Source organism: Vitiosangium sp. GDMCC 1.1324, from assembly GCF_003044305.1.
GTDB lineage: Bacteria > Myxococcota > Myxococcia > Myxococcales > Myxococcaceae > Archangium.
Genome location: NZ_PZOX01000008.1, coordinates 410,705 through 431,561, shown reverse-complemented (window position 1 = coordinate 431,561; position 20,857 = coordinate 410,705). Strand labels below are relative to the sequence as shown.

Here is a 20,857-nt window from a genome sequence, read left to right as displayed (position 1 = left end):
GGTCCTATCCGGGCCGGGCCTCGAGCCGGCGGCTGCTCCAGCGCTGCACGAGGTTGACGGCGAGCAGGAGCGCGAACGAGGCCGCGAGCATCACCCCGGCGATGGCCGTGGCGCCCGGGTAGTCGTACTGCTCGAGCCGGGTGATGATGAGCAGCGGGGCGATCTCCGTCTTCATGGGCATGTTGCCGGAGATGAAGACGACGGAGCCGTACTCGCCAATGGCCCGGGCGAAGGCGAGGGTGAAGCCGCTGAGCAGGGCGGGGAACACGCTGGGGAAGAGGACGCGGGTGAAGACCTGCCAGGGCGTGGCCCCGAGCGTGGCGGCGGCCTCCTCCACATCGGCGTCGATGTCCTCGAGCACGGGCTGCACGGTGCGCACCACGAAGGGCAGCCCGATGAAGGTGAGCGCCACCACCACGCCCAGGGGCGTGAAGGCCACCTTGACGCCGAGCGCCTCCAGGTACTGCCCGTACCAGCCGTTGTGCGAGTACAGGGTGGTGAGCGTGAGTCCCGCCACGGCGGTGGGCAGGGCGAAGGGCAGGTCCACCAGCGCGTCCACCAGGGCCTTACCCGGGAAGCGGTAGCGCACCAGCACCCAGGCCACGAGCAGGCCGAACACGGCGTTGGCCAGCGCGGCGAGCAGGGCCGCGCCGAAGCTGAGCCGGTACGCCGCGAGCACGCGGGGAGCGGCCACCGTCTCCCAGAACTGGGCCCAGGTGAGGCTGAAGGTTTTCAGGAAGAGTCCGGAGAGCGGCAGCAGGACGATGAGGCCCAGGTACAACCAGCTGAGCCCCATCGTCAGTCCGAAGCCCGGCAGGACGCGGCGTCTTGCGCTCGGGTACATGCGGTGCGGCTCCGGCTACTGCGCCTTGGGGACGTAGAGCTGATCGAAGGCGCCTCCGTCGTCGAAGTGCGTCTTCTGCGCCTTCTTCCAGCCGCCGAACACCTCGTCGATGGTGAACAGGCTCACCGCGGGGAAGTGGCTGGCGTACTTCGCGGCCACCGCTTGGGAGCGCGGCCGGAAGTGGTGCTTCGCGGCGATCTCCTGGCCTTCCTCTGAGTAGAGGTACTGGAGGTAGGCCTCGGCCGCGGCCCGCGTACCCTTGCGCTCGACGTTCCGGTCCACGATGGCCACGGGCGGCTCGGCGAGGATGCTCACCGAGGGGACGACAATTTCGAACTTGTCCTTGCCCACCTCGTCGGTGAGCAGGAATGCCTCGTTCTCCCAGGCGATGAGCACGTCGCCGATGCCGCGCTCGGCGAAGGTGGTGGTGGCGCCGCGCGCCCCCGAGTCCAGCACGGGCACGTTCTTGAAGAGGCGGGAGATGTAGTCGCGCGCCTTGGCCTCGTCACCGCCGGACTTGCGCAGCGCGTAGCCCCAGGCGGCCAGGTAGTTCCAGCGCGCGCCGCCGGACGTCTTGGGGTTGGGCGTGATGACGGACACGTCGGGCTTGAGCAGGTCCTCCCAGTCGTGGATGGCCTTGGGGTTGCCCTTGTGCACCACGAAGACGATGGTGGACGTGTACGGCGAGCTGTTGTTGGGCAGCCGCGACTGCCAGGTGTCCGGCAGCAGGTTGCCCTTGTCGTGCAGCATGTCCACGTCGTACGCGAGCGCGAGCGTCACCACGTCCGCGTCCAGCCCATCGATGACGGCGCGCGCCTGCTTGCCGGAGCCGCCGTGTGACTGCTTGATGACGAGCTTCGTCCCGTTCTTCGCCTCCCACTGCTTGGCGAAGGCGGCGTTGAAGTCCGTGTAGAGCTCGCGCGTGGGGTCGTACGAGACGTTGAGCAGGGTGATGGGCTCCGTCTGTGCGGCGCCCGGCTTCGAGCAGCCTCCCAACGCGGGCACGACGGAGAGCAGCAGGGACAGCAGGGCGGCGGCGGGCTTGTTCGGGGACAGCGGCTTCATGGCGGTACCTCGATGCGGAAGGGTGGCGGCGAGGTCTCGGTGGGTTCGAGTCCCATGAAGCTCGAAAGCCCACCTTCCCTCGCGGGTCGTGTGGGCTCTCCAGAGCTCGCGGCCGTCAGCCTTCAGGCCTCCAGCGGGCGAGCGCCCACTCCGGGTGCCGTTGGCAACACGACATCTTCTGGCGGGGGGTGGGCATGAACGGACGACAAGGTGCCCGCGGGGCATCCGTTTGTCAAGCGGTTCGTCCGTTATAGCGGATGGCGCCCGGAGGCGCCGATCCGTGGATCACCAACTGGCCTGGAAGCGCTCGAGCAGGACGAACTCCGGCTTGCGGTCGCCACCGTCCGCGGCACCGCCCTCGAAGGTGGTCCGCTCCAGGTCGAGGCCGATGCGGTTGTTGCCGCCGATGTACCAGTTGGCGGCGGCGCCCCAGCCCTTCGCCACGCGCGCGGAGCGGTTGGGGTCCGCGAAGCGGGGGAAGGCCTCCGGGTCGATGTGCAGCTCGGCGTAGTGGGCGGCGAGCTCGACGGCGCCCCAGGTCCCCTCGGAGGGCCGCACGGGGCGGGCGGGGCGGACGCCCTCGAAGGTGGGGCTGCCTCCGAAGAGCACGTAGGACGCGGCGACCTGCCACGCGTCGTTCCTCACCTGGTCGTGCTCGGTGCCGCGCCGCAGCTCCTGCGTGGAGGTGACGTACTCGGCGAGCAGGCCGAACGGCCCGAAGTAGAAGTAGCCCTGGGGCGACAGCCGCGTGTGCACGCCATCCGCGATGACGGTGTCCGCCGGGGTGGTGGTGCTCGAGAGGTAGTTGAAGAAGGTCTGCTGCCCCACGGTGCGGAAGGGGGCCAGGCCGGTGGCCGCGGTGGTGCCGTGCTGGCTGCCGCGGCTTGCCGCCAAGCCGAACCCGAGTCCCTGCAGGGGCTTCAGGTCGGTGCGCCGGAACGGGTGCACGAAGAGGCGGCCCACGAGGTCCACGTTGTCGTCGAGGTTGGCGTCCACGCTGGCGTCGTCGGGCGTGCCGTTGAAGGCCCCGGCGGCGTAGGAGAGCACTCCGCCGAAGGCCTCTCCGAAGAGCTGGGCGCCCTCGTCCCGGTTGGGGACGAGGTTGGTGGGCAGGTTGCGCTCGACGAAGACGATGTTGGTGTCGGACTGGAGCTGCTCGAGTCCGATGGGCGGCTTGAACTTGCCCACGCGCAGCCGCAGCTCGGACCAGGGGCGGATGTCCAGGTACGCATCCTGGAGCACCGTCGTGCCACCGCCAAAGTCGGGCACCAGGCGGAAGTCGATGCTTCCAAAGAGGGTGCCCTCGAGGACGGGGCGGGCCCGCCGGATGAGGAAGGTGTTGACCGCGGGCCGGTCCTTTTCATCCAAGAAGAGACGGCCATCCGCCTGGATGTAGCCGCGCAGCTTGAGTTGGAACTGCTTGTCGGAGGAGGCGAGCGTGAAGCCCTCTGGCCCGGCGTTGACGACCACCTTCGGGGCGGACTGCGGCTCGGCGGCGGGGCGCGAGGGCTCCGTCTTCGGGCTCTCTTCCTTCGAGGGCTCCGTCTTCGGGGGCTCCTCCTTCTTCACGTCCTCCGTGGCCTGCTGGGCCCACGCGGCCGTGGGGAGGGCCAGCCACGTTGCGGCGAGCACCGCGCGCGGCAGCGCTCCACGGCGAGGAGACTTCCATGACTGCTTCATCCAGGGTGAATCGTCCAAGGTGAGACCTCGTTTGGGGAAATCAGCCCGCGAGACGTCCGGATGGATTCGAGGACACCTGAAACTCGAGAGCCCACCGGTTCCTCGCGGAAGGTGGGCTCCTGAACAATGCGGCTGTCAGCCCTCAAGCTTCGTGCACGCGAGCGCCCACCCCTGGAAAGCGACAGCAACAGACCATCAGCGAGAGGGAGGTGGGCATGGAGCGGGGGAGACGGTGCCCGGGGGGCCTCCGTTTGTCAAGCAGGTCGTCCGCTATAGCGGACGGACACTCCGTGTGGAGTGCAGTGCCATCCGCGTGAAAAACGTGGCAAGAGGCGCGCTCTCCATGAGGCGCCTGTTCGCCGGCATCGCATTCCTCAGCCGCATCCCCGTGCCCGGGGCGGCCACGTTCGACGCGGCGGACGTGGGCCGCGCGACGTTGCTGTTTCCCGTGGTGGGCGCGCTGCTCGGAGGGCTGCTGGTGCTGGTGCGTCACGCGCTCTACCCGGCACTGCCGCCCCTGGTGGCCGCCTTCCTGCTGCTGGCCGTGGGGGCGTTGCTCACGGGCGCGCTGCACCTGGACGGCCTGGCGGACATGGCGGATGGCTTCGGGGGCGGGCGCACGAAGGAGGACGTGCTGCGCATCATGCGCGACCACCTCATTGGCGCGTACGGGGCGGTGGCGTTGTTGCTGGTGGTGGGGCTGAAGGCGAGCGCCCTGGCGGCGCTGCTCGAGCGGGGCCAGGCGGATGGCGCCCTGCTGGTGGCCCCGGTTCTGGGGCGGTGGGCCTCGGTCTTCCAGGGCCGGTTCCTGCCGTATGCCCGTCGCTCGGGTGGGTTGGGGTCGGCCATCACGGACCATGTAGGGTGGATGGAGTGGGTGGGAGCGACGCTGCTGACACTCGGAGGGGTGGGGGGGCTGCTCGGCTGGTGGGGTGGCGTGGTATTCGGGGGAGTGACAGCGGTGTCCGCGATCCAGGGCGCGTGGTGCAAGACACGGATTGGGGGGATTACGGGAGACACGATGGGAGCGAACACGGAAGTGTGTGAAGCGCTGGTGTTCGTGGTGCTGCTCGGGTGGGGGGAGGGGTAGGCGATGATGGACTGGCGACTTCCGAAGGGCGTGACGCGCATGGTGCTGGTGCGGCACGGGCAACCGGTGGAGGAGACGCGAGGCCGGTGCTACGGGCGGCTGGACGTGGGGTTGTCCTCCACGGGCCGGCTGCAGGCCGAGCGCGCCGCGCGTTTCCTGGCCGAGGCGCCCCTGCTGCGCATCTACGTGAGCCCGCGCCAGCGCGCGCTGGAGAGCGCGGCGCCCCTGGCGGAGTTGAAGGGGATGTCGGTGGACGCGGAGGAGGCGTTCCGGGAGATCGACTTCGGCCTCTTCGAGGGCCTCACGTACGAGGAGGCGGAGGCTCGCTATCCGGAGGTGTACGCGGAGTGGATGGCGCATCCGGCGCGGGTGCAGTTCCCCCAGGGGGAGAGCTACCCGGAGATGCGCGAGCGGGTGAGGTCGGCGGGCCGGACGCTGCGCACGCGGCACGCGGGAGAGACGTTCGTGCTGGTGTCGCACGGCGGGGTGAACCGGACGTTGCTGGCCGAGGCGCTGGGCATGCCGGACGACAACCTGTTCCGGCTGGAGCAGGGGTACGGGGCGGTGAACATCATCGACTTCTACGGTGACGAGCCCATCGTGAAGCTGATGAATGTGACGTTCGGCTGAGCCCCGGGCAGGGTGCTGCCTCTTGGAGAGGTGCCCCTCGGGTGCGCGAGGTCGGGGCTATTGTTCGGACATATGACGCGTGGCGCTCAACGTGTACTCGACGAGGCCCTCAGCCTCTCGCCTGAGGAGCAGGTGCTCGTGCTGCGTGAGCTGCTGGCCCGCCTGGAGGGAGAGCCTGCGCTCGATGCCGAGGTGGAGTGGGCTCGGGAGATAGAGGGTCGGGCGGCAGAAGCGCGCGCCGAAGCCCCTTCGGCTGGAGACTGGGCGACGGTCTGCGACGAGTTCGAAGCAGAGGTCCGTCGGCGGTAAGCAGGCGGCTGACGTTCTCGGCCCACGCACGGGCGGAGCTTCGCGGGCGTTGTGGGAAGTTGGGTTCGGGCGTATGGCCCACGTGTCCGGTAGACTCGTCCGCCATGGAAGCCGCCGCTCCCCGAGTGCCGCACTCCGCACGACTGCTGCAGGAGTTCCTGGACCAGGACGTCGTCCCACGCGAGATGACCATCGCGCGCTTCATGCGCGGCATGATGGTGCTCGGCTGCGTGGCCTCGCTGTTGCTCATCGGGGTGATTGGCCCCGGCCTGTCGCTGTGCCTCGCGGGGCTGACGGGGGGGCTGGGCATCTACTACACCCTCATGCTGTGGGCGCTGCGGCAGAACGGCTTCCATCCGGCGATGCAGTGGGTGGACAGCGCCATCACCGTGTCCATTCCGGCGGTGGCGTGCGCCATCGACGCCTACTTCCACGGTGCCGTGTACGCCCTCACCACGCCGCCAGCGATGGCGTGGGGCGCGCTCATCGTGGTGTGTGCGCTCCGGGCGGGCAAGAAGCTGGCGTACTCGGCGGCGGCGCTCGCCGCGGTGGAGTACCTGGCGCTGTACGTGTTCGTGTTCCAGCCGCGGCTCCCGCCCGAGCCCATGAGCACCCTGACGTTCCCGATGGTGCTGCTGCGCTGCGTGTTCCTTTTCGCCTACGGGCCGCTGACGGCGACGCTGGCCGGCCTCATCGTGAGCAAGGCCGAGGCGGCGCTGCGCGCCATCCGCGAGAAGGACGTGATGGGGAAGTACTTCCTCCACGAACGCCTGGGCGTGGGCGGCATGGCCGAGGTGTTCCGCGCCACCTATAGCCCCGAGGGCGGCTTCGAGAAGCAGGTGGCCGTCAAGCGTATCCTCCCGGCCTACGCGGACAATGAAGAGTTCCTCGCCATGTTCCGGCGGGAGGCCGAGCTGGGCTCGCTGCTCATCCACCCCAACATCGTGCAGGTGCTCGACCTGGGGCGGCACCAGGGCACGGTCTTCCTGGCCATGGAGTTCGTGGACGGCATGCCGCTCAGCTCGCTGCTGGGGCGCCTCGCCCTGAGGCGGCTGCCCCCGGCGGCGGTGGCCTACATCGGTGCGGAGGTCGCCTCGGCGCTGGCGTACATGCACGGCCGCACGGGACCCCGAGGCGAGCCGCTGGGCCTGGTGCATCGCGACCTCAACCCGCCCAACGTCCTGCTGTCGCGCATCGGTGAGGTGAAGCTGTCGGACTTCGGCATCGCGCGTGCGGCGAACCGGCTCGCCCTCACCAAGGTGCAGACGGTGCGCGGCAAGGCGGGCTACATGGCGCCGGAGCAGGCCTACGGCAAGCCGCTGGACGGCCGGGCGGATCTCTTCGCGCTGGGCCTCACCCTGCACGAGGCCCTCACCGGCGAGCGCGCCCTGCAGGGGGACAGCGAGACGGAGCTGATGGTCGCCTCCACGCGGCAGGAGGTGCTGCCGCCCTCGCACTTCGTGCCCGGTATCTCGCCCGCGCTGGATGCCATCATCATGGGAATGCTCGTGCTCGACCGGGAGCAGCGCACACCCTCGGGCGAGGTACTGCATCAGCAGTTCTCGGCACTCACGGGTCAGGAAGCGCCCTATCCCCATGGACGGCAACAGCTGGTCGAGGCCATGCGTCATGCCACGACCCAGACCTCCATGCCCGTGCGGCCGCTCCTGCTCACGCCCGACATGGCCCTCACCGAGCAGGCCGAGCCGGTCCAGCTGCCCCGCGGGGCTCGCCAGTGAGCCTCACCCGTGGACGCGGGAGGGAGGATGCCCGGGACTCGGGGCACCCTTCCTCCCGGGCGCTCAGTGCTTCGCCGCCGGATCGCCCGTGACGCGGACCTCGCCCATCTGCACGGGCACCTTGTCCGCCTTCAGGGTCGTCGGGCCCTCCAACGTCAGGTGGGGCTTGAGCCTCAGGAACTGCTTCTTGCCGAAGCCCTTCACCCGCACCAGCTCCTCGATGCGCTTGAAGGCCCGCTTCTGCCTCCAGGCGATGATGCGCTGCGCGGCCTTCGCGCCCACGCCCGGCAGCAGATCCAACTGCGCCACCGTGGCCTCGTTCAGGTTCACCACTCCCGTGTACTGCGTCCGGGTCTTCGCGCTCGCCGCCTCTGCGCTCCCGGGTCCGAGCAGCACCAGTCCCAGCAGCGCGGCGACCACGCCTGCCACCCGCCTGCTCACGAGTGGCCTCCCACCGGCAGCGAGTCCAGCCCACCGTCGAGCCCGTAGCGCCCGCCGCCGCCCGCCTGCACCGTGTCCTTCTTGTCCCCCGCCTCCCGCACGTGCAGCTTCCCATCCAGCGGAAGCACATCCAGCAGCACGTTGAGCGAGCCATCCTTGTTCACGAAGGCGCTCCCCGCCCGCACCCAGATGCTCCCGCCCTTGCCCTCGCGGATGGAGAACACCGCCAACCGCTTCCCCGCCGTCAGCATCTCAATCACCTCTCGACCATCTCCTTCGCGCCTCCATTGGCGCGGCGTCACTCCTGAGCAGATGCCATGCCAGTGACGCTTCCCTCGGAGGTCGCGCGTGTGAGGCGTACAGCATCGCTCGGAGTGTCCCGGGTGTGGGATGGCGTGGGCCCGACACTCCGAGGCGCAATTGGCTGGCGGGTTCCTCCTTCCGTGTCGAGGATGGCAGCGGCCGGAAAATCATCGATGAGGAGGAGCAGGCTCATGCGCTTCCGGATTCTGGGTGTCGTGCTGCTAGGGCTGCTGTCGGGTTGTTCCACCTCGGGGCGGCTTCTTCCCACGCCTGCTCCCGAGGTCGTCGTCTCGACGGACGGGCGCATCGCCGCCATCGCGAGCAATGGGGTGCGGCTCGTGGCGAGCGCGGACACCTGGAAGGGCAATCCCTCCGACCTCGAGAACGCCCTCACGCCGGTGGAGCTCATTCTGGAGAACACCAGTGGCCGGAACCTGCGCGTCGAGTACGCGGACTTCGCGCTGGTGGGCGAGGCACGTTACGCCGCGATCCAACCCCAATCGCTCTCCAGGCCCGCCACGAGCGCCCATGTGCCGGTGGCTCCTCCTTCGTACTCCCCGTATGGTCATCTCAGCCGGGAGTCCCAACCCACCTGCCTGACCTGCTCCGCGGGATTGCCGACCGCGGACATGCTGCGCCTGGCCTTTCCCGAGGGCCTCCTGAAGGATGAGTCCTCCTGGTCGGGCTTCCTCTACTTCCAGCTTCTCGGCGCTCACGAGCGCCAGGTCACGCTGCAGGCCCGTCTGGTGGATGCGAGCACCGGAGAAGCGTTCGGCACGCTGCGCATCCCCTTCCACGTGCGCGGCTCCTCCCGCTGAGCACCTCCACCGTGGGTGTCCTCCCTTCCCTCACTGGCCGAGGGGGGACTGGCCCGGGGCTCTCTTCGTGCACACCGTGTTCGTCACTCCCACGCGTGCTGGAGGGCCGTTTCGTGCACCTGAAGTTCTCCGTGCTCGCCTCACAGTTCCTCGATGATCCTCAGTCCGTGCGACGCGCCGTGTGCTGGCCGGTGCTGGTCTGGGAGGCACCTCCCATGGGAGTGCGTCCGCTCTTCACTCGCAGCACGCTGACCGGGCTGTCGCTGCACCGGCCCACCGTCGCCGAGCCGCTCGTGCTCGAGGTCCGCAAGCGTCCACAGGGCGTCATCCCGCCTCCGGGCATCAGGCTGGGACGTACGCCCGACAACGATGTCGTCGTGGAGGACCCCACGGTCTCCCGGGTGCACGCCACCTTCACCGAGGAGAAGCACACGAGAGTCTGGTACGTCGCTGACAGTGGCAGCCACAACGGCACCTGGCACAACGGCACCCTGCTCATCCCCGGGCGGCCCACGCCGCTCTTCGATCGCGCCTCGCTGCGCTTCGGGGACATGCTGGCCACCTTCCTCCAGTTCTCCGCCTTCAACGAGTTCATCCTCGACTGGTTGGCCCGCCATTCCCGAGGCAGCCGGACGCACGTGGGCGAGGGTGGCTTGACGCGCGGGGGTTGAGCCCCTAGGAAGGGCCTGCCCTTGGGTGCCCATGTCGGGCCTTCAAGAGGGAAGCCGGTGCGAGTCCGGCGCGGTCCCGCCACTGTGATCGGGCAGCCCTGAGGTCAGGGAAGGGGTCCTCGGCAGTCGCCACTCCGGTCTCGAGACCGGGGGAAGGCGGAGGAACCCTTCTGGGAGGCGCGGTGTGCGCCTCGGCCGGAGCCCGGAAGCCAGGAGACCTGCCCGGGGGTGTGGGCGTGAAGCGCCCGCGAAGGCCTTCTCTCTTCGCCGGAGAGAGCGGAAGGCGGGTCCATGCGGTGGTTGCACCTCGCCGGGCGGCTGCTCTGCCTGGCGCTCAGCACGAGCGGCGTCGCGCGGGCCCAACAGGCAGTCGAGCCTCCTGTCCGGGACACGCCGGCTCTGGACGCCTCTGGCAGTGATGAGCCCCTGCTCGTGCCTCCCGTGGAGGTGCAGGAGGTGCCCGTGACTCCCGAGCCCCCGGACTCGGCCACCGTGAGAGATCCGAGCGGCGCCCTCACCGTCATCCGAGTGGACGAGTTCGGCGGCGCGGCCCGGGACACCGCGGCGATGCTGTCCACCGCGCCCGGTGTCACGCTGCAGGACCTGGGAGGCTACGGGCAGAGCAAGAGCCTCGTGGTGCGGGGCGCGTCCGCCAACGGGACGCTGGTGCTGCTCGACGGCATTCCCCTCAACGGCGCGGGCGGCATCGCGGACCTGTCCCGTGTGCCGGTGGCGCTGGCCGAGCGCTTCGAGGTGCTGCGCGGCGGCGCCGGAGCACGCTACGGCTCGGGCGGACTGGGGGGGGCCATCAACATCATCACCCGTCGTCCCGGCGCGAGCGCGCGTGTCGCGGGTGAGCTCTCCTATGGGAGCTGGGATACGGCGCTCGGGTGGCTGTCGGCCTCGGGGCCGCTCGCGGGTGGCGAGGCGCTGCTGCTCGTGCACGGAGGCACCTCCAGCGGGCGCTTCCCGTACTTCTTCGACCCGAGCCCCACGCTGCCTGGGGATGCGCTCCTCGAGCGCCAGCGCACCAACAACGACGCGCGTGGGGCGGGGGGCCTGCTGCGGCTGCGGAGGGATCTGGGCGGGGGCTTCTCCGCGGACCTGCTGGGCGAGCTCTCCTTCGACGATCGAGGCCTCGCGGGCACCGCGCAGAACCCGAGCGAGGACGCGAGGCAGTCGGGAGGACGTGGCTCGGCGAGCCTGCGCGTGTCGGGCACGCTGCCGGGCGGAGTGCGGACGAGCGCTCGCGCCTACTACCGCCGGGACCGGGTGGCGCTGTCTGGTGGGCCCTGGGGCCAGTCGAGCCCGCAGGTGCAGCAACTGGGAGGGGTGGAGCTGGAGGGGCAGGTGTTGCTGGGCGGGTGGCACTCGGTGTCCGCGCTGGTGGGCGTGGGCGGTGAGTCCGTGTCCGCTGCGGAGACGACCGAGGCCTCCGGTGGCGAGCCCGCGTGGCTGCGCGCCAGCGTGATGGCGATGGACGAGGTGCTGCTGTGGGACGGGCGGCTGACCGTTGCTCCCTCGTTGCGTGTGGAGCGGGCGGGCCCGTACACGCTGCTGTCCCCGAAGGTGGGCGCCACCGTGCTACTGCCCTGGGGCTTCGAGCTGCGCGCCAACGCGGGCCGCTCCCACCGAGCGCCCTCCTTCCTGGAGCTGTACGTGCGCCAGGGCACGCTCCTGCCCAACCCGGACCTGCGCCCCGAGAGCGCGCTGTACGCGGACGCGGCGGTGGTGCACCGCACGAGCGTGTCCGTCGCCTCGGTGGGTGGCTTCGCCAGCCTCTACGAGGACCTCATCTCCTACGAGGCCTATCCGCCCGGCGCGGCCAGGCCGTACAACTTCGCCAACGCGCGCGTGATGGGGCTCGAGGCCGAGGGGGAGTGGAGGCCCCATCCACTGATCTCCGGCGTCTTCAGTTACACGCTCACCCTGTCGAATGACCTGCAGCGGGACGGGCGCTTCTACCTGCGAGAGCTGCCCTACCGGCCTCGCCACAAGCTGGCCGCCCGGGTGATGGGCGGGCCCAGGTGGCTCACGGGGCGCGTGGAGGTGGCGGCCCAGTCCGCCCACTTCCTCACCCGGGATGGCGCGATGTCGCTGCCCGGGCGCGCCTTCGTCCACGCGGGAGTATCCAGCACGTTTGGTTCGCGCACGGAGCTCACGGTGTCGTGCGAGGTGAAGAACCTCTTCGATGCGCGTGCCGAGGACTTCGTTGGATACCCACTCCCCGGCCGCTCCGTGTATCTGTCGGTGGCCGGGGCCTTCGGGCCGGGTGCCTCCTCTTCTGCCTCCTCGGCTTCTCGGACGGATGCTCCATGATTCGGAAAGACTCTCACCCCGGTCCTCATTCGAGCAGAGCGGGGGCATGCGCGATGCTGCTCCTGGGGACGCTGTCCCTGCTGCTGGCGGGGTGCCCGGAGGAGGTCCTCCTGTGCCCCGAGGGACTGGTCCGCTGCGGCAATGTGTGCGCGGACCTTTCCAGCACCTCCGCCCATTGTGGCGCCTGTGGTGTGGCCTGCTCCACCACGGAGGTCTGTATCGAGGGCGCGTGCCGCTGCCGCTCGGGTGCCACGCTGTGTGATGGGCGGTGTGTCGTCACGGCCTCGGACCCGTCCCACTGCGGCGGCTGCGCGGGAGCGGGGGGCACGGCTTGTGCTCCGGACCAGGTATGCGAGCAGGGACAGTGCAAGGCGTCCTGCGCCCTGGCCTCCTCCGAGCGATGTGATCGCTCGTGCGTGGACCTGGACACGGATGCCTTCAACTGTGGGGCCTGCGGCGACGTGTGCGCGGACTCCCGGAGCTGCCGTGGCGGCATCTGCACCTATGACCTCGTCGCCGCATGCTTCAACACCGGGCAGGTGGTGGGCATCCAGGCGGGCTCGGACGTGAAGGGGCCCCCGATGGCGGTGGGGACCAATCCCCAGACCGTCGCGCGCATGCAGGACGTGCTGCTGGTGCTGGATTCCTCCACGCGACTGCTCCAGGCCCGGCTCGTCGACTACGGCGAGCTGCCCGCCCGGAACACCACGGGCCTGGTGCCCAATCACTTGCTCGTCCAGGACCCCTACGTCTTCATCCTCAACTCCACGAGCAACACCCTGCAGGTGCTCCGGCGTGACGAGGAGCCCTCCAGCGACCCCGGTCCTCGCTTCCCCGATGGCATCACGCTCACCAACGTGGGCAGTGTGAACTTCGGCGCGAACACCAACCCGTATGGGTTCACGTTGAAGGGCTCGGATGCGTACGTCACGCTGCTGGGCAACCTTCAGACGGCTCCGTCCGCGGGTGGCAAGGTGGTGCGGGTCTCGGTGGCCGATCCCTCCGCGCCCACCATCACAGACACCTTCGAGCTGCCCACGGGCGAGGCCCTGAAGCCCTTCTCGAAGCACACCTCCGTGCCCTCGCCCGCCGGCATCGTCACGCACCACGGCCGGGTGTATGCCGCCCTCGGCAACCTGGACCCCACGGACTTCTCCGTGGGGGGCCCCGGGTTCCTGGCCCGCATCAATCCCTCCACTCGCGCGGTGGACCTCCTCGAGCTCGGCGAGGGCTGCCTCAACCCGTTCTGGGTGGCTCCCGTGGGGGAGCGGTTGTTGGTGAGCTGCAGCGGCGCGGCGACCTATGACCGCAGCTTCAACCTCCTCGACGTGAAGGGGACGGGCCTGGTGCTGCTCGGCGCGGATGACCGCGTGATCGCCTCGTTCGCGCTGCGGTGCCCGGTGGGGACCTCGTGCCCACACCCCTCCGCCGGCCGGTTCTCCGTGGTGGGCACCCGCGTCTACGTGGGTGACAACAGCGCGGGCCGCATCTTCGTCGTCGAGGTGGTGGGCGATTCGCTCGTGGAGCGGCGCGGGCTCGGGTCCGGTGCCGAGCCCCCCATCCTCGCCTGCCCCCGGAGCAATGGCCCTTCCCTCGTTGGTGACGTCGTCGCGATTCCCTGAGCCTCCCATGAAGACCCGTCTCGTCCCGTTCGTCCTGCTCGCCGCGCTGTGCCTGGTCACCGCCGCACGCGCCGATGCCCCCAAGGGAGGCCCCCGCTTCCTGGGTCCCAAGCCTCCCGAGAAGGTGAAGCGCGTGGTGACGCTCGCCCCGTCCCTCACGGAGACGGTGCTCGCGCTCGGGGCCGGGAGCACCCTCGTGGGCGTCTCCCGCTTCGACGAGGCGAAGGAGGTAGCCGGCCTGCCTCGCGTGGGCGGCTTCATCGACCCGTCCGTCGAGGCCGTGGTGGCCATCAAGCCGGACCTCTTGCTCGTCCAACCGGGGCCTGGCAACCAGCGGCCCGTGGAGAAGCTGGCCGAGCTGGGGATTCCCGTGCTGCTGCTGCCCCTGCACACCGTGGCCGATACCCTGGCGGCCCTTGGCGCCGTGGGCAAGGCGCTCGGGAAGGAGAAGGAGGCCGAGGCCCTCGTTCACAGCATCGAGTCCACACGTGCTCGCATCCGCGAGGCCGCCAAGACGTTGAAGCCTCCCCGTGTCCTGCTCGTCTATGGCTTCGAGCCGCTCGTCGTCGCGGGGCCCGGCTCCTTCGCGGATGAGTTGCTGCGCGATGCGGGAGCCATCAACATCGCGGCGGACGCGGGCTCGGCGTACCCCGTGTATTCCGTCGAGCGCGCCATCCGTGCGCGGCCGGACGTGGTGGTGGATGCCTCGGACGTGGACGTGGGCAAGGACAAGCTCGTCGCGCTTCCGGGGCTCTCGCAGGCCCGGTGGGTGGAGGTGCCGTCGATGGCGCTGCTACAGCCGGGGCCCTCGCTGGGGCGGGGGCTGGAGGAACTGTTCTGGCTGTTGCACCCCTCCATGAAGCCCGATGCAGGGACTGTGCGCTAGGCATGCGTGAGCCAGGCAGAGCGAGTGGGGGAGCGGGATTCACCCTGGCGCGGGCACTCGGGCTGTGCGGGGTGTTCCTCGTCCTGGTGGTCGCGGCGTTCCTCGTGGCCGTCCGTTTCGGAGATGAGCCCATCTCCCTCTCCACCGTGCTGGGCGACCCCGGCTCCACCGACGCCGTCATCTTCTGGTCCCTCCGCCTGCCGCGGGCCCTGCTGGCGGCCATCGTCGGCGCGGGGCTCGCGGCCTCCGGGTCCACGCTGCAGGGCGTGCTGCGCAACCCGCTGGCGGACCCCTTCATCCTCGGTGTCTCCGGTGGCGCGGCGCTGGGAGCCACCCTCGCCCTGGCCGTGGGGCTCGGCACGGTGGGCCAGGTGGCTTCGGGCCTCACGGTCGGGCTGGCGCGTCTCTCGGCCCCGGCCCTGTTCGCCTTTCTCGGTGCCGCGGCGGCCATGGTCTTCGTGCTCGTCGCGAGTCAGGGCCATGGGGGCCGAGCGCCCTATGCCGCGCTCCTCATCGGCGTCGTCTTCAACTCCTTCGCCTCCGCCGCCATCACCGTCATCAAGACACTCTCCGACCCGAACCGGCTGGGGGAGATCGTCTACTGGCTCGTCGGGTCCCTGGGCTACGAACGCATCGGCACGCTCGCCCTGTCCGCGCTCCTCCAAGGTGGGGCCATTGGCGTGATGCTCGCGCTCTCGGGACGGCTCAACCTGCTCACGTTGGGTGATGACGACGCGGCGTCGCTCGGGGTCTCCGTGGCGGCCACGCGGCGGGTGCTGCTGCTCGCCGCGAGCGCCAGCGTCGCCGGAGCCGTGGCGATCTCGGGGCTCATCGGCTTCGTCGGGCTCATCGTGCCCCACCTGCTGCGGCTCGCTTTCGGGCCGGACCAGCGGCTGCTCGTGCCGCTCTCCGCGCTGGGGGGCGCGGCGTTCCTCATGCTCGCGGACCTGCTGGCGCGGTTGGCGCTCCCCTTGTTCGGGAACCCGCTTCCCGTGGGGGCGGTGACGGCGCTGCTCGGTGGGCCGCTGTTCCTGTCGCTGCTGTACCGCAGCGGGCGTGTCCCGGTGGCCTGAGGGGCAGACGGGCGGCGTGAGCGCGCGCTGTCAGGAACGGATTTCCGCCGCGTCTTTTCTCGATGAAAGGAGCGGTGACCATGACGACGGTGACGACGCAGAGCCCGATGAACCTCAAGCACCTGAACGACGCTGACACTGGCATCGACGCGCTCTCGCGTACCGGTCTGGATACCGCTCTGGACCTCCTGCTCGGCCTGGAGCTGGTTGGCGGCCGACCGCCCGGACTCTGAACCTTCCGCGTCCTCGTCTCGAACGAGGCACGGGACTCAGAGGCCGGGCTCCCAAGAAGGGACCCGGCCTTTCTCTTTTCCGGGTCCCGACTTCCTGCCCCGTTCGTCTATCGGCGAAGGACACCGCACTCTCACTGCGGAAAGACGGGTTCGACTCCCGTACGGGGTACTCGCAACACAAGCTCCTGGATGCGATTGGATCGCAGCACGGCCGTCTACCGTGTGAACTGGGTTCGATTCCCTGCAGGAGCGCTCGCACACATGCGGTCGTGGCCGAGAGGCAGAGGCCCCTGAGCGCCACTCAGGTGTACGCGGGTTCGAATCCCGCCGACCGCTCTTCGCAGTCCCGTTGCCGGAGTAGCCCAACCTGGTAGAGGCCCCAGATCGAGAGTCTGGTGGTTGCGGGTTCGAATCCCGCCTTCGGCACTCACAGTCCAGCAGAGTCACATGCCGCGGTAGCCCAACCTGGTAGAGGTGCTGCGCTCAGAACGCAGAGGTTGCGGGTTCGAATCCCGCCCGCGGTATTCGCAGTGGTGGTACGCGTGCTCAGCTCAGGAGATGATCGCCGATCAGGTAGCCGACGGTCATGGCCAGCACCAGCAGCGCGCCTTGCAATTTTGGCGGGGCGGGCAAGGGGATGTCGAGCAGGCGGCAGCCAGCACCGATCGTCAATGCCAGGACGGGACCGACGATGGCCGGCATCATGTGCGCGTCTCCTTGATTTCACCGCTGGGCCCGCCGCAGTTATGGCGGTGCTGAGCAGGGTGCGTCGCGATGTAGCGGTCGGCCAGCAGGTAGCCGCTCGTCATGGCGACAACGAGTGAAGCGCCCACCAGCACCGGCGGCGCGGGTACCGGAATGCCCAGCCAACGGCAACCCAAGCCGATGCTGAGACCGAGCAACAAGCCTATACAGAATTTCCAGCTCAAGGGACGTTCTCCTGCGTGACGACGTGAGGGCTTGATGGCGTGGCGCCGACGAAGTGACGCACGGACGGCGGCAGTGCGTCGCGATGCAGGGCACGAAATGTGATGCAGGAACTCTTCGCGCTCCGCCTGCTCGATGCGGTATTCCACCGTACCTGGGATGGCGGAGCGGTGCCCATGCCCCAGTCGCTGGAGCATGGGCAGCAGATGGGTCACGCCCGTATCAGAAGGCGTAGCACAAGCATCCCAATGCACCCCAGAAGTCGCGCAGCCCGCCGCCCGGCGTTTGGTAGTGCGCGGCGTGATCCTTGCCATGCCCATGCACGGCACACGACGTTCCGTGTGAGTGCGAATGCCGTTGCGCTTGAGCGAGCATGGCACGGACCTGCGCCTGGGTGCCGCCCTGGTAGCCACCGAACCGGTTCACTGGAGACCAGTCCGGCATGGGCTTGGGCAGCACGGGGGCGAGCGGGCCGAAGTCATCGCTGCCATGCACCACCTTGCCGCCCACCACGGTCAGCACGCTGGTGATGTCCTTGATCGCCTCTTCCGGCACGCGGAGGAAGTCCGAGGACAGCAGCGCGAAGTCGGCATAGTGGCCAGCCTTCAGGAGGCCCTTGCGATCCTGCTCATGGGAGAACCACGCGCTGCCGTGCGTATACAGGCGCAGCGCTTCTTCTCGTTCCAGCCGGTTGTCGTCGCCGTACATCGACAGGCCGCCCACGGTGCGGCCGGTGACCAGCCAGTACAACGACACCCACGGGTTGTAACTGGCCACGCGCGTGGCATCGGTGCCGGCGCCGACCGGAATGCCCGCGTTCAGCATCTTGCGCACCGGTGGCGTGTTCCGGACCGCCTCGCTGCCGTAGCGCTCCGCGAAGTACTCGCCCTGGTACGCCATGCGATGCTGGATGGCGATACCGCCCTTCAAGGCGTACACGCGTTCGAGATTGCGGTCGGAGATGGTCTCGGCGTGGTCGATGAACCAGTGCAGTCCGTCGAAGGACACCTCGCGGTTCACCTTCTCGTAGACATCGAGCACGCGGCTGATGCTCTCGTTGTAGGTGGCATGGATGCGGAACGGCCAGCGGCGCTCCGCCAGCAGTCGCACCACGTCTTCCAGCTCGCCCTCCATGCCCTGCGGCAGCTCCGGGCGCGGTTCACGGAAATCCTCGAAGTCCGCCGCCGAGAAGACCAGCATCTCGCCAGCGCCGTTGTGGCGCAGCATGCCGTCACCCTGGAGCGGCTTCAGCATCCGCGTCCACTTGTCGAAGTCCGCGAGCTCGCCACCCTTCTTCTGGGTGAACAGGTTGTAGGCGATGCGCACCGTCAGCTCGCCGTCGGCATGCAGCTTCTGGATGATCTCGTAGTCTTCCGGATAGTTCTGGAAGCCTCCGCCGGCATCGATCACCGAAGTGATGCCCAGCCGGTTCAGCTCGCGCATGAAATGGCGGGTGGAATTGAGCTGGAATTCCGGCGGCAGCTTCGGTCCCATCGCCAACGTCGCGTACAGGATCAGCGCGTTGGGTTTGGCCAGCAGCAGGCCGGTGGGATTGCCCGCATGGTCTCGTTCGATCCGCCCACCGAGCGGCTCCGGACTGTCCTTGGTGTAGCCGACCGCGCGCAAGGCGGCGCGGTTGAGGAGGGCCCGATCGTACAGATGCAGGATGAAGACCGGGGTCTCCGGCGCGGCCTCGTTGAGCTCCTGCAGCGTCGGGAGCCGCTTCTCGGCGAACTGGTGTTCGGTGAAGCCGCCCACCACGCGCACCCACTGCGGCGCTGGCGTCCGGGCCACCTGCTCCCTGAGCATCGCCATCGCGTCGGCCAGCGTGCGCACGCCGTCCCAGCGCAGCTCCATGTTGTAGTTCAAGCCACCGCGGATCAGGTGGAGGTGGCTGTCATTGAGGCCGGGAATCAGGCGCCGGCCTCCGGCATCGATGACCCGGGTCTTGGCGGTGGCATGTGCCATCACCGAGGCATCGTCGCCGACTGCCAGCACGTTGCCCTCGGCGACGGCCAATGCCGTCGCCGAGGGGTTGTCCTTGTCCAGGGTGGTGATCCTGGCGTTTCTGATGATCATGTCGGCCATCGGTACAGTCCTTCCTATTCCGGCGACTCGAGCCGGAGACAATTGTTATCACCTATGAGATCCGATGGCCGCATGGCCATCAGTGACCGCCTTCGGACGCGCCAAACATCGTCTTGGCGTACTGCAGGCCGATTCCGTAGCCGCCGGCGTGGGTCTTGGCGATGCCGGTGGTCAGGGCGTACGTGGCCTCCCGCGCCCAGTCGCGCTGCAGCTCGAGCAGGTACTGCACGCTGGTCATCGGAATCGCACCGGCCTGGATCATCCGCTGCACCGCACGCTCGTGCGCCTCGTCGGACACATCACCACAGGCATCGGTGATGATGTACGCCTTGAAGCCCTGCTCGATCGCCGACACCACGGGACCCACGATGCACACGCCGGTCCACAGGCCCGCGAACACCAGCTTCTCCTTCTCGTACGCGTTGATCTGCGCGATCACGTGCTTGTCTTCCCAGGCGTTCATGCTGGTGCGGTCGTAGACCTTCGCGCCAGGAAACACCTCGGTGATCTCCGGGAACAACGGCCCCGAGAAGCTCTTCTCCGCGACCGTGGTCAGCAGGGTCGGCACGTGGAAGCCGGCGGCGGCCTTGGAGATCAGCGCGGTGTTGTTGCGCAGCTGCGCGATGTCGATCGAATGGGTCGCGAAGGTCATCTGCGACTGGTGGTCGATCAGGATCAGGGCATGGTCGGTGGGCGACAGCAGGCCATTTCCGGGCGTCGGGGTTGCTTTGGGAATCATCGGGTTGCTCCTCGGATAGGGGTTGTCAGGTGATGCCTGATTGCTGGCGGGACCGGGCATTTGCTCGGAAGTGTGCCGTGCCAATGTTTTCAATGGCGTGCGGCCCGTGGGTCCCGTCCATTGCTGACAAGATAGAGCGACTGGTCTCGGGGTAAAACACCCGGAAGCGTATGGAAACACTCACCCGAAAGAGGGAGGGACAGCTCGCCCGCCATTCATCCACGCTCGTTCCTTCTTCGCGGCGACAGGGTGACCACGCGTCTTCCGAACAACCGGGCATCCAGCGAATGAGCGCCGGGTCCGAGGAGCATCAGTGCGCCCGCGGTCAGGATCCTGATGCCCAGCTCGGGAAGGGTCGTGCCGCCCATGACGATGAAGTCGTAGACATTGAGCAGACAACACATAGCCGCCAGGGCAGGCGTCAGAGCTCCCAGGCAGATACCGACGGCCGGGAGCGCGAGCAGCGCATGCTTCAGTAGCCCGTCAGATGGGTTGAACCGCAGTGATAAGGCAACCGAGAGGCGCAGCAGCAGCAGACCGGCCCCCGGGCCACCTTCGGGAAACATGGAGAAGAGGCGTTGCACCGGTCCAGACTACCCCGCTGGCGGAACGCGAAAATATCTGGAATAAGGGAGTCCGTCCTCCCCTATTCGGGGGATTTCGACGGCGGTGATGCCGGGTATCCAGCACCTCTCCGCTGGTCGAGTTCCATGGAGCGAGGCTGTTTGACGGAGGGTTCTGAGCGATGAGTTCCACCCACCCACCCATTCGAATCCTGGTGGTCGACGACCACCCTCTGCTGCGCGAAGGGCTCAGCGGCATGATCGCCGGACAGCCGGATATGACGCTGGTCGCCGAGGCGGAGAATGGGGAGCAGGCCTTGCAAGCCTTCCGCGAGCATCGGCCAGACATCACGCTGATGGATGTGCGGATGCCCATGATGAACGGCATCGATGCGATCTCCGCTATTCGCGCGGAGTTCCCCGCGGCGAGAATCATCGTCCTGACGACCTACAAGGGCGATGTTCAGGCGCTGCGCGCCATCAAGGCGGGTGCGGCCGGATATCTGCTCAAGAGCATGTTGCGCAAGGAGCTGGTGGAAACGATCCGTAGCGTGCACGCGGGACGCCGCCGCATTGCCGCGGATATCGCCTCCGAGATGGCCGAGCACATGGCCGACGACGAATTGACGGCGCGAGAGCGCGACGTCCTGCTCCACGTTGCCGCCGGCAGCGCCAACAAGGAAGTCGCCGCCAAGATGGGGATCTCCGAGGAGACGGTCAAGACACACATGAAGAACGTCCTGACCAAGCTCGGCGCCAAGGACAGGACGCATGCGGTGGTGGTCGCGGTGAAACGGGGAATCATCGATATCTGAGC

General features: G+C 68.6%; 21 protein-coding genes, 4 tRNA genes and 1 riboswitch. Of the genes, 15 read left to right on the top strand and 10 right to left on the bottom strand.

What is annotated here, in order from left to right; genetic code table 11:
• Window positions 1-4: 4 nt before the first annotated feature.
• From cysT to DAT35_RS25025, 3 genes are all read right to left on the bottom strand, one after another.
• Window positions 5-844, bottom strand: a complete 840-nt coding sequence (gene cysT / locus DAT35_RS25035; protein WP_108069648.1) for a sulfate ABC transporter permease subunit CysT — start codon at window positions 842-844, stop codon at window positions 5-7.
• A 15-nt stretch (window positions 845-859) separates the two neighbouring features.
• A complete protein-coding gene (locus DAT35_RS25030; protein WP_108069647.1) occupies window positions 860-1,909 on the bottom strand; it encodes a sulfate ABC transporter substrate-binding protein in 1,050 nt (349 codons plus the stop codon).
• A gap of 285 nt (window positions 1,910-2,194) precedes the next feature.
• Complete coding sequence (locus DAT35_RS25025) at window positions 2,195-3,589, bottom strand: OprO/OprP family phosphate-selective porin (RefSeq protein WP_233261689.1); 1,395 nt, start codon at window positions 3,587-3,589, stop codon at window positions 2,195-2,197.
• Window positions 3,590-3,932: 343 nt separating this feature from the next.
• Here DAT35_RS25025 and DAT35_RS25020 point away from each other — a divergent pair, with 343 nt between their 5' ends.
• The 3 genes from DAT35_RS25020 to DAT35_RS25005 all read left to right on the top strand — a co-directional run bounded on the left by DAT35_RS25020 (window position 3,933) and on the right by DAT35_RS25005 (window position 7,357).
• On the top strand, window positions 3,933-4,679 hold the full coding sequence (locus tag DAT35_RS25020) for an adenosylcobinamide-GDP ribazoletransferase (protein WP_108069645.1): 747 nt from the start codon (window positions 3,933-3,935) through the stop codon (window positions 4,677-4,679).
• 3 nt (window positions 4,680-4,682) lie between these two features.
• Window positions 4,683-5,309, top strand: a complete 627-nt coding sequence (locus tag DAT35_RS25015) for a histidine phosphatase family protein (protein ID WP_233261688.1) — start codon at window positions 4,683-4,685, stop codon at window positions 5,307-5,309.
• Between the two features lie 413 nt (window positions 5,310-5,722).
• Window positions 5,723-7,357 (top strand): serine/threonine-protein kinase, encoded by a 1,635-nt coding sequence (locus DAT35_RS25005; protein WP_108069643.1) that lies wholly within the window; start codon window positions 5,723-5,725, stop codon window positions 7,355-7,357.
• Window positions 7,358-7,420: 63 nt separating this feature from the next.
• Here the strand turns inward: DAT35_RS25005 and DAT35_RS25000 are convergent, their stop codons facing one another.
• Together DAT35_RS25000 and DAT35_RS24995 are read right to left on the bottom strand one after the other, a co-directional pair.
• On the bottom strand, window positions 7,421-7,798 hold the full coding sequence (locus tag DAT35_RS25000; protein WP_233261687.1) for a helix-hairpin-helix domain-containing protein: 378 nt from the start codon (window positions 7,796-7,798) through the stop codon (window positions 7,421-7,423).
• On the bottom strand, window positions 7,795-8,049 hold the full coding sequence (locus DAT35_RS24995) for a hypothetical protein (RefSeq protein ID WP_047863136.1): 255 nt from the start codon (window positions 8,047-8,049) through the stop codon (window positions 7,795-7,797). The genes DAT35_RS25000 and DAT35_RS24995 overlap by 4 nt, the downstream gene beginning before the upstream one ends.
• Window positions 8,050-8,292: 243 nt before the next feature.
• On the opposite strand from DAT35_RS24995, the gene DAT35_RS24990 reads away from it, so the two are divergent.
• The 11 genes from DAT35_RS24990 to DAT35_RS24945 all read left to right on the top strand — a co-directional run bounded on the left by DAT35_RS24990 (window position 8,293) and on the right by DAT35_RS24945 (window position 16,247).
• Window positions 8,293-8,919, top strand: a complete 627-nt coding sequence (locus DAT35_RS24990) for a hypothetical protein (protein WP_108069642.1) — start codon at window positions 8,293-8,295, stop codon at window positions 8,917-8,919.
• Between the two features lie 113 nt (window positions 8,920-9,032).
• Window positions 9,033-9,590, top strand: a complete 558-nt coding sequence (locus DAT35_RS24985) for an FHA domain-containing protein (RefSeq protein ID WP_108069641.1) — start codon at window positions 9,033-9,035, stop codon at window positions 9,588-9,590.
• Between the two features lie 6 nt (window positions 9,591-9,596).
• Window positions 9,597-9,831, top strand: a riboswitch (cobalamin riboswitch).
• A 50-nt stretch (window positions 9,832-9,881) separates the two neighbouring features.
• Window positions 9,882-11,909: a TonB-dependent siderophore receptor gene (locus DAT35_RS24980; protein WP_108069640.1), complete on the top strand. Its 2,028-nt coding sequence runs from the start codon at window positions 9,882-9,884 to the stop codon at window positions 11,907-11,909.
• A gap of 53 nt (window positions 11,910-11,962) precedes the next feature.
• Window positions 11,963-13,531 carry an MXAN_6577-like cysteine-rich protein gene (locus DAT35_RS24975; protein WP_108069639.1) on the top strand — a complete coding sequence of 523 codons (1,569 nt, stop codon included), beginning with the start codon at window positions 11,963-11,965 and terminating at the stop codon, window positions 13,529-13,531.
• Between the two features lie 7 nt (window positions 13,532-13,538).
• Window positions 13,539-14,417 carry an ABC transporter substrate-binding protein gene (locus DAT35_RS24970; protein WP_108069638.1) on the top strand — a complete coding sequence of 293 codons (879 nt, stop codon included), beginning with the start codon at window positions 13,539-13,541 and terminating at the stop codon, window positions 14,415-14,417.
• Window positions 14,418-14,419: 2 nt separating this feature from the next.
• Complete coding sequence (locus DAT35_RS24965; protein WP_108069637.1) at window positions 14,420-15,490, top strand: iron ABC transporter permease; 1,071 nt, start codon at window positions 14,420-14,422, stop codon at window positions 15,488-15,490.
• Between the two features lie 80 nt (window positions 15,491-15,570).
• Window positions 15,571-15,723, top strand: coding sequence for a hypothetical protein (locus DAT35_RS59105; protein ID WP_158501862.1), 153 nt, complete (start codon window positions 15,571-15,573; stop codon window positions 15,721-15,723).
• A gap of 96 nt (window positions 15,724-15,819) precedes the next feature.
• Window positions 15,820-15,892: transfer RNA gene (locus DAT35_RS24960), tRNA-Glu, on the top strand.
• A 94-nt stretch (window positions 15,893-15,986) separates the two neighbouring features.
• Window positions 15,987-16,059: transfer RNA gene (locus DAT35_RS24955), tRNA-Gly, on the top strand.
• A 15-nt stretch (window positions 16,060-16,074) separates the two neighbouring features.
• A tRNA-Leu gene (locus DAT35_RS24950) sits at window positions 16,075-16,149 on the top strand.
• A gap of 23 nt (window positions 16,150-16,172) precedes the next feature.
• A tRNA-Leu gene (locus tag DAT35_RS24945) sits at window positions 16,173-16,247 on the top strand.
• Window positions 16,248-16,269: 22 nt separating this feature from the next.
• Here the strand turns inward: DAT35_RS24945 and DAT35_RS24940 are convergent.
• The 5 genes from DAT35_RS24940 to DAT35_RS24920 form a co-directional block, all read right to left on the bottom strand.
• On the bottom strand, window positions 16,270-16,428 hold the full coding sequence (locus tag DAT35_RS24940) for a DUF1427 family protein (protein WP_108069636.1): 159 nt from the start codon (window positions 16,426-16,428) through the stop codon (window positions 16,270-16,272).
• The gene (locus tag DAT35_RS24935; protein WP_108069635.1) at window positions 16,425-16,652 is read right to left on the bottom strand and encodes a DUF1427 family protein; all 228 of its coding nucleotides are present in this window, start codon (window positions 16,650-16,652) and stop codon (window positions 16,425-16,427) included. Before DAT35_RS24935 ends, DAT35_RS24940 begins: the two co-directional genes overlap by 4 nt.
• A 220-nt stretch (window positions 16,653-16,872) precedes the next feature.
• Window positions 16,873-18,738 (bottom strand): amidohydrolase, encoded by a 1,866-nt coding sequence (locus DAT35_RS24930; protein ID WP_108069634.1) that lies wholly within the window; start codon window positions 18,736-18,738, stop codon window positions 16,873-16,875.
• Between the two features lie 79 nt (window positions 18,739-18,817).
• Window positions 18,818-19,477, bottom strand: coding sequence for a hydrolase (locus DAT35_RS24925; protein ID WP_233261686.1), 660 nt, complete (start codon window positions 19,475-19,477; stop codon window positions 18,818-18,820).
• A gap of 215 nt (window positions 19,478-19,692) precedes the next feature.
• On the bottom strand, window positions 19,693-20,061 hold the full coding sequence (locus tag DAT35_RS24920) for a hypothetical protein (protein WP_108069633.1): 369 nt from the start codon (window positions 20,059-20,061) through the stop codon (window positions 19,693-19,695).
• Between the two features lie 161 nt (window positions 20,062-20,222).
• Here DAT35_RS24920 and DAT35_RS24915 point away from each other — a divergent pair, with 161 nt between their 5' ends.
• The gene (locus tag DAT35_RS24915; RefSeq protein ID WP_108069632.1) at window positions 20,223-20,855 is read left to right on the top strand and encodes a response regulator transcription factor; all 633 of its coding nucleotides are present in this window, start codon (window positions 20,223-20,225) and stop codon (window positions 20,853-20,855) included.
• The last annotated feature ends 2 nt before the right edge of the window (window positions 20,856-20,857 follow it).

Bases quoted from the DNA above. Each gene is read 5' to 3' on its own strand.
- DAT35_RS24990 (WP_108069642.1), top strand. From the start codon at position 8,293: ATGCGCTTCCGGATTCTGGGTGTCGTGCTGCTAGGGCTGCTGTCGGGT.
- DAT35_RS24915 (WP_108069632.1), top strand. From the start codon at position 20,223: ATGAGTTCCACCCACCCACCCATTCGAATCCTGGTGGTCGACGACCAC.
- DAT35_RS25030 (WP_108069647.1), bottom strand. From the start codon at position 1,909: ATGAAGCCGCTGTCCCCGAACAAGCCCGCCGCCGCCCTGCTGTCCCTG.
- DAT35_RS59105 (WP_158501862.1), top strand. From the start codon at position 15,571: ATGACGACGGTGACGACGCAGAGCCCGATGAACCTCAAGCACCTGAAC.
- DAT35_RS24930 (WP_108069634.1), bottom strand. From the start codon at position 18,738: ATGGCCGACATGATCATCAGAAACGCCAGGATCACCACCCTGGACAAG.
- cysT (WP_108069648.1), bottom strand. From the start codon at position 844: ATGTACCCGAGCGCAAGACGCCGCGTCCTGCCGGGCTTCGGACTGACG.
- DAT35_RS24925 (WP_233261686.1), bottom strand. From the start codon at position 19,477: ATGATTCCCAAAGCAACCCCGACGCCCGGAAATGGCCTGCTGTCGCCC.
- DAT35_RS24940 (WP_108069636.1), bottom strand. From the start codon at position 16,428: ATGATGCCGGCCATCGTCGGTCCCGTCCTGGCATTGACGATCGGTGCT.
- DAT35_RS24980 (WP_108069640.1), top strand. From the start codon at position 9,882: ATGCGGTGGTTGCACCTCGCCGGGCGGCTGCTCTGCCTGGCGCTCAGC.
- DAT35_RS25005 (WP_108069643.1), top strand. From the start codon at position 5,723: ATGGAAGCCGCCGCTCCCCGAGTGCCGCACTCCGCACGACTGCTGCAG.
- DAT35_RS25025 (WP_233261689.1), bottom strand. From the start codon at position 3,589: ATGAAGCAGTCATGGAAGTCTCCTCGCCGTGGAGCGCTGCCGCGCGCG.
- DAT35_RS24995 (WP_047863136.1), bottom strand. From the start codon at position 8,049: ATGCTGACGGCGGGGAAGCGGTTGGCGGTGTTCTCCATCCGCGAGGGC.
- DAT35_RS25020 (WP_108069645.1), top strand. From the start codon at position 3,933: ATGAGGCGCCTGTTCGCCGGCATCGCATTCCTCAGCCGCATCCCCGTG.
- DAT35_RS25015 (WP_233261688.1), top strand. From the start codon at position 4,683: ATGATGGACTGGCGACTTCCGAAGGGCGTGACGCGCATGGTGCTGGTG.
- DAT35_RS24970 (WP_108069638.1), top strand. From the start codon at position 13,539: ATGAAGACCCGTCTCGTCCCGTTCGTCCTGCTCGCCGCGCTGTGCCTG.
- DAT35_RS24975 (WP_108069639.1), top strand. From the start codon at position 11,963: ATGCTGCTCCTGGGGACGCTGTCCCTGCTGCTGGCGGGGTGCCCGGAG.
- DAT35_RS24965 (WP_108069637.1), top strand. From the start codon at position 14,420: ATGCGTGAGCCAGGCAGAGCGAGTGGGGGAGCGGGATTCACCCTGGCG.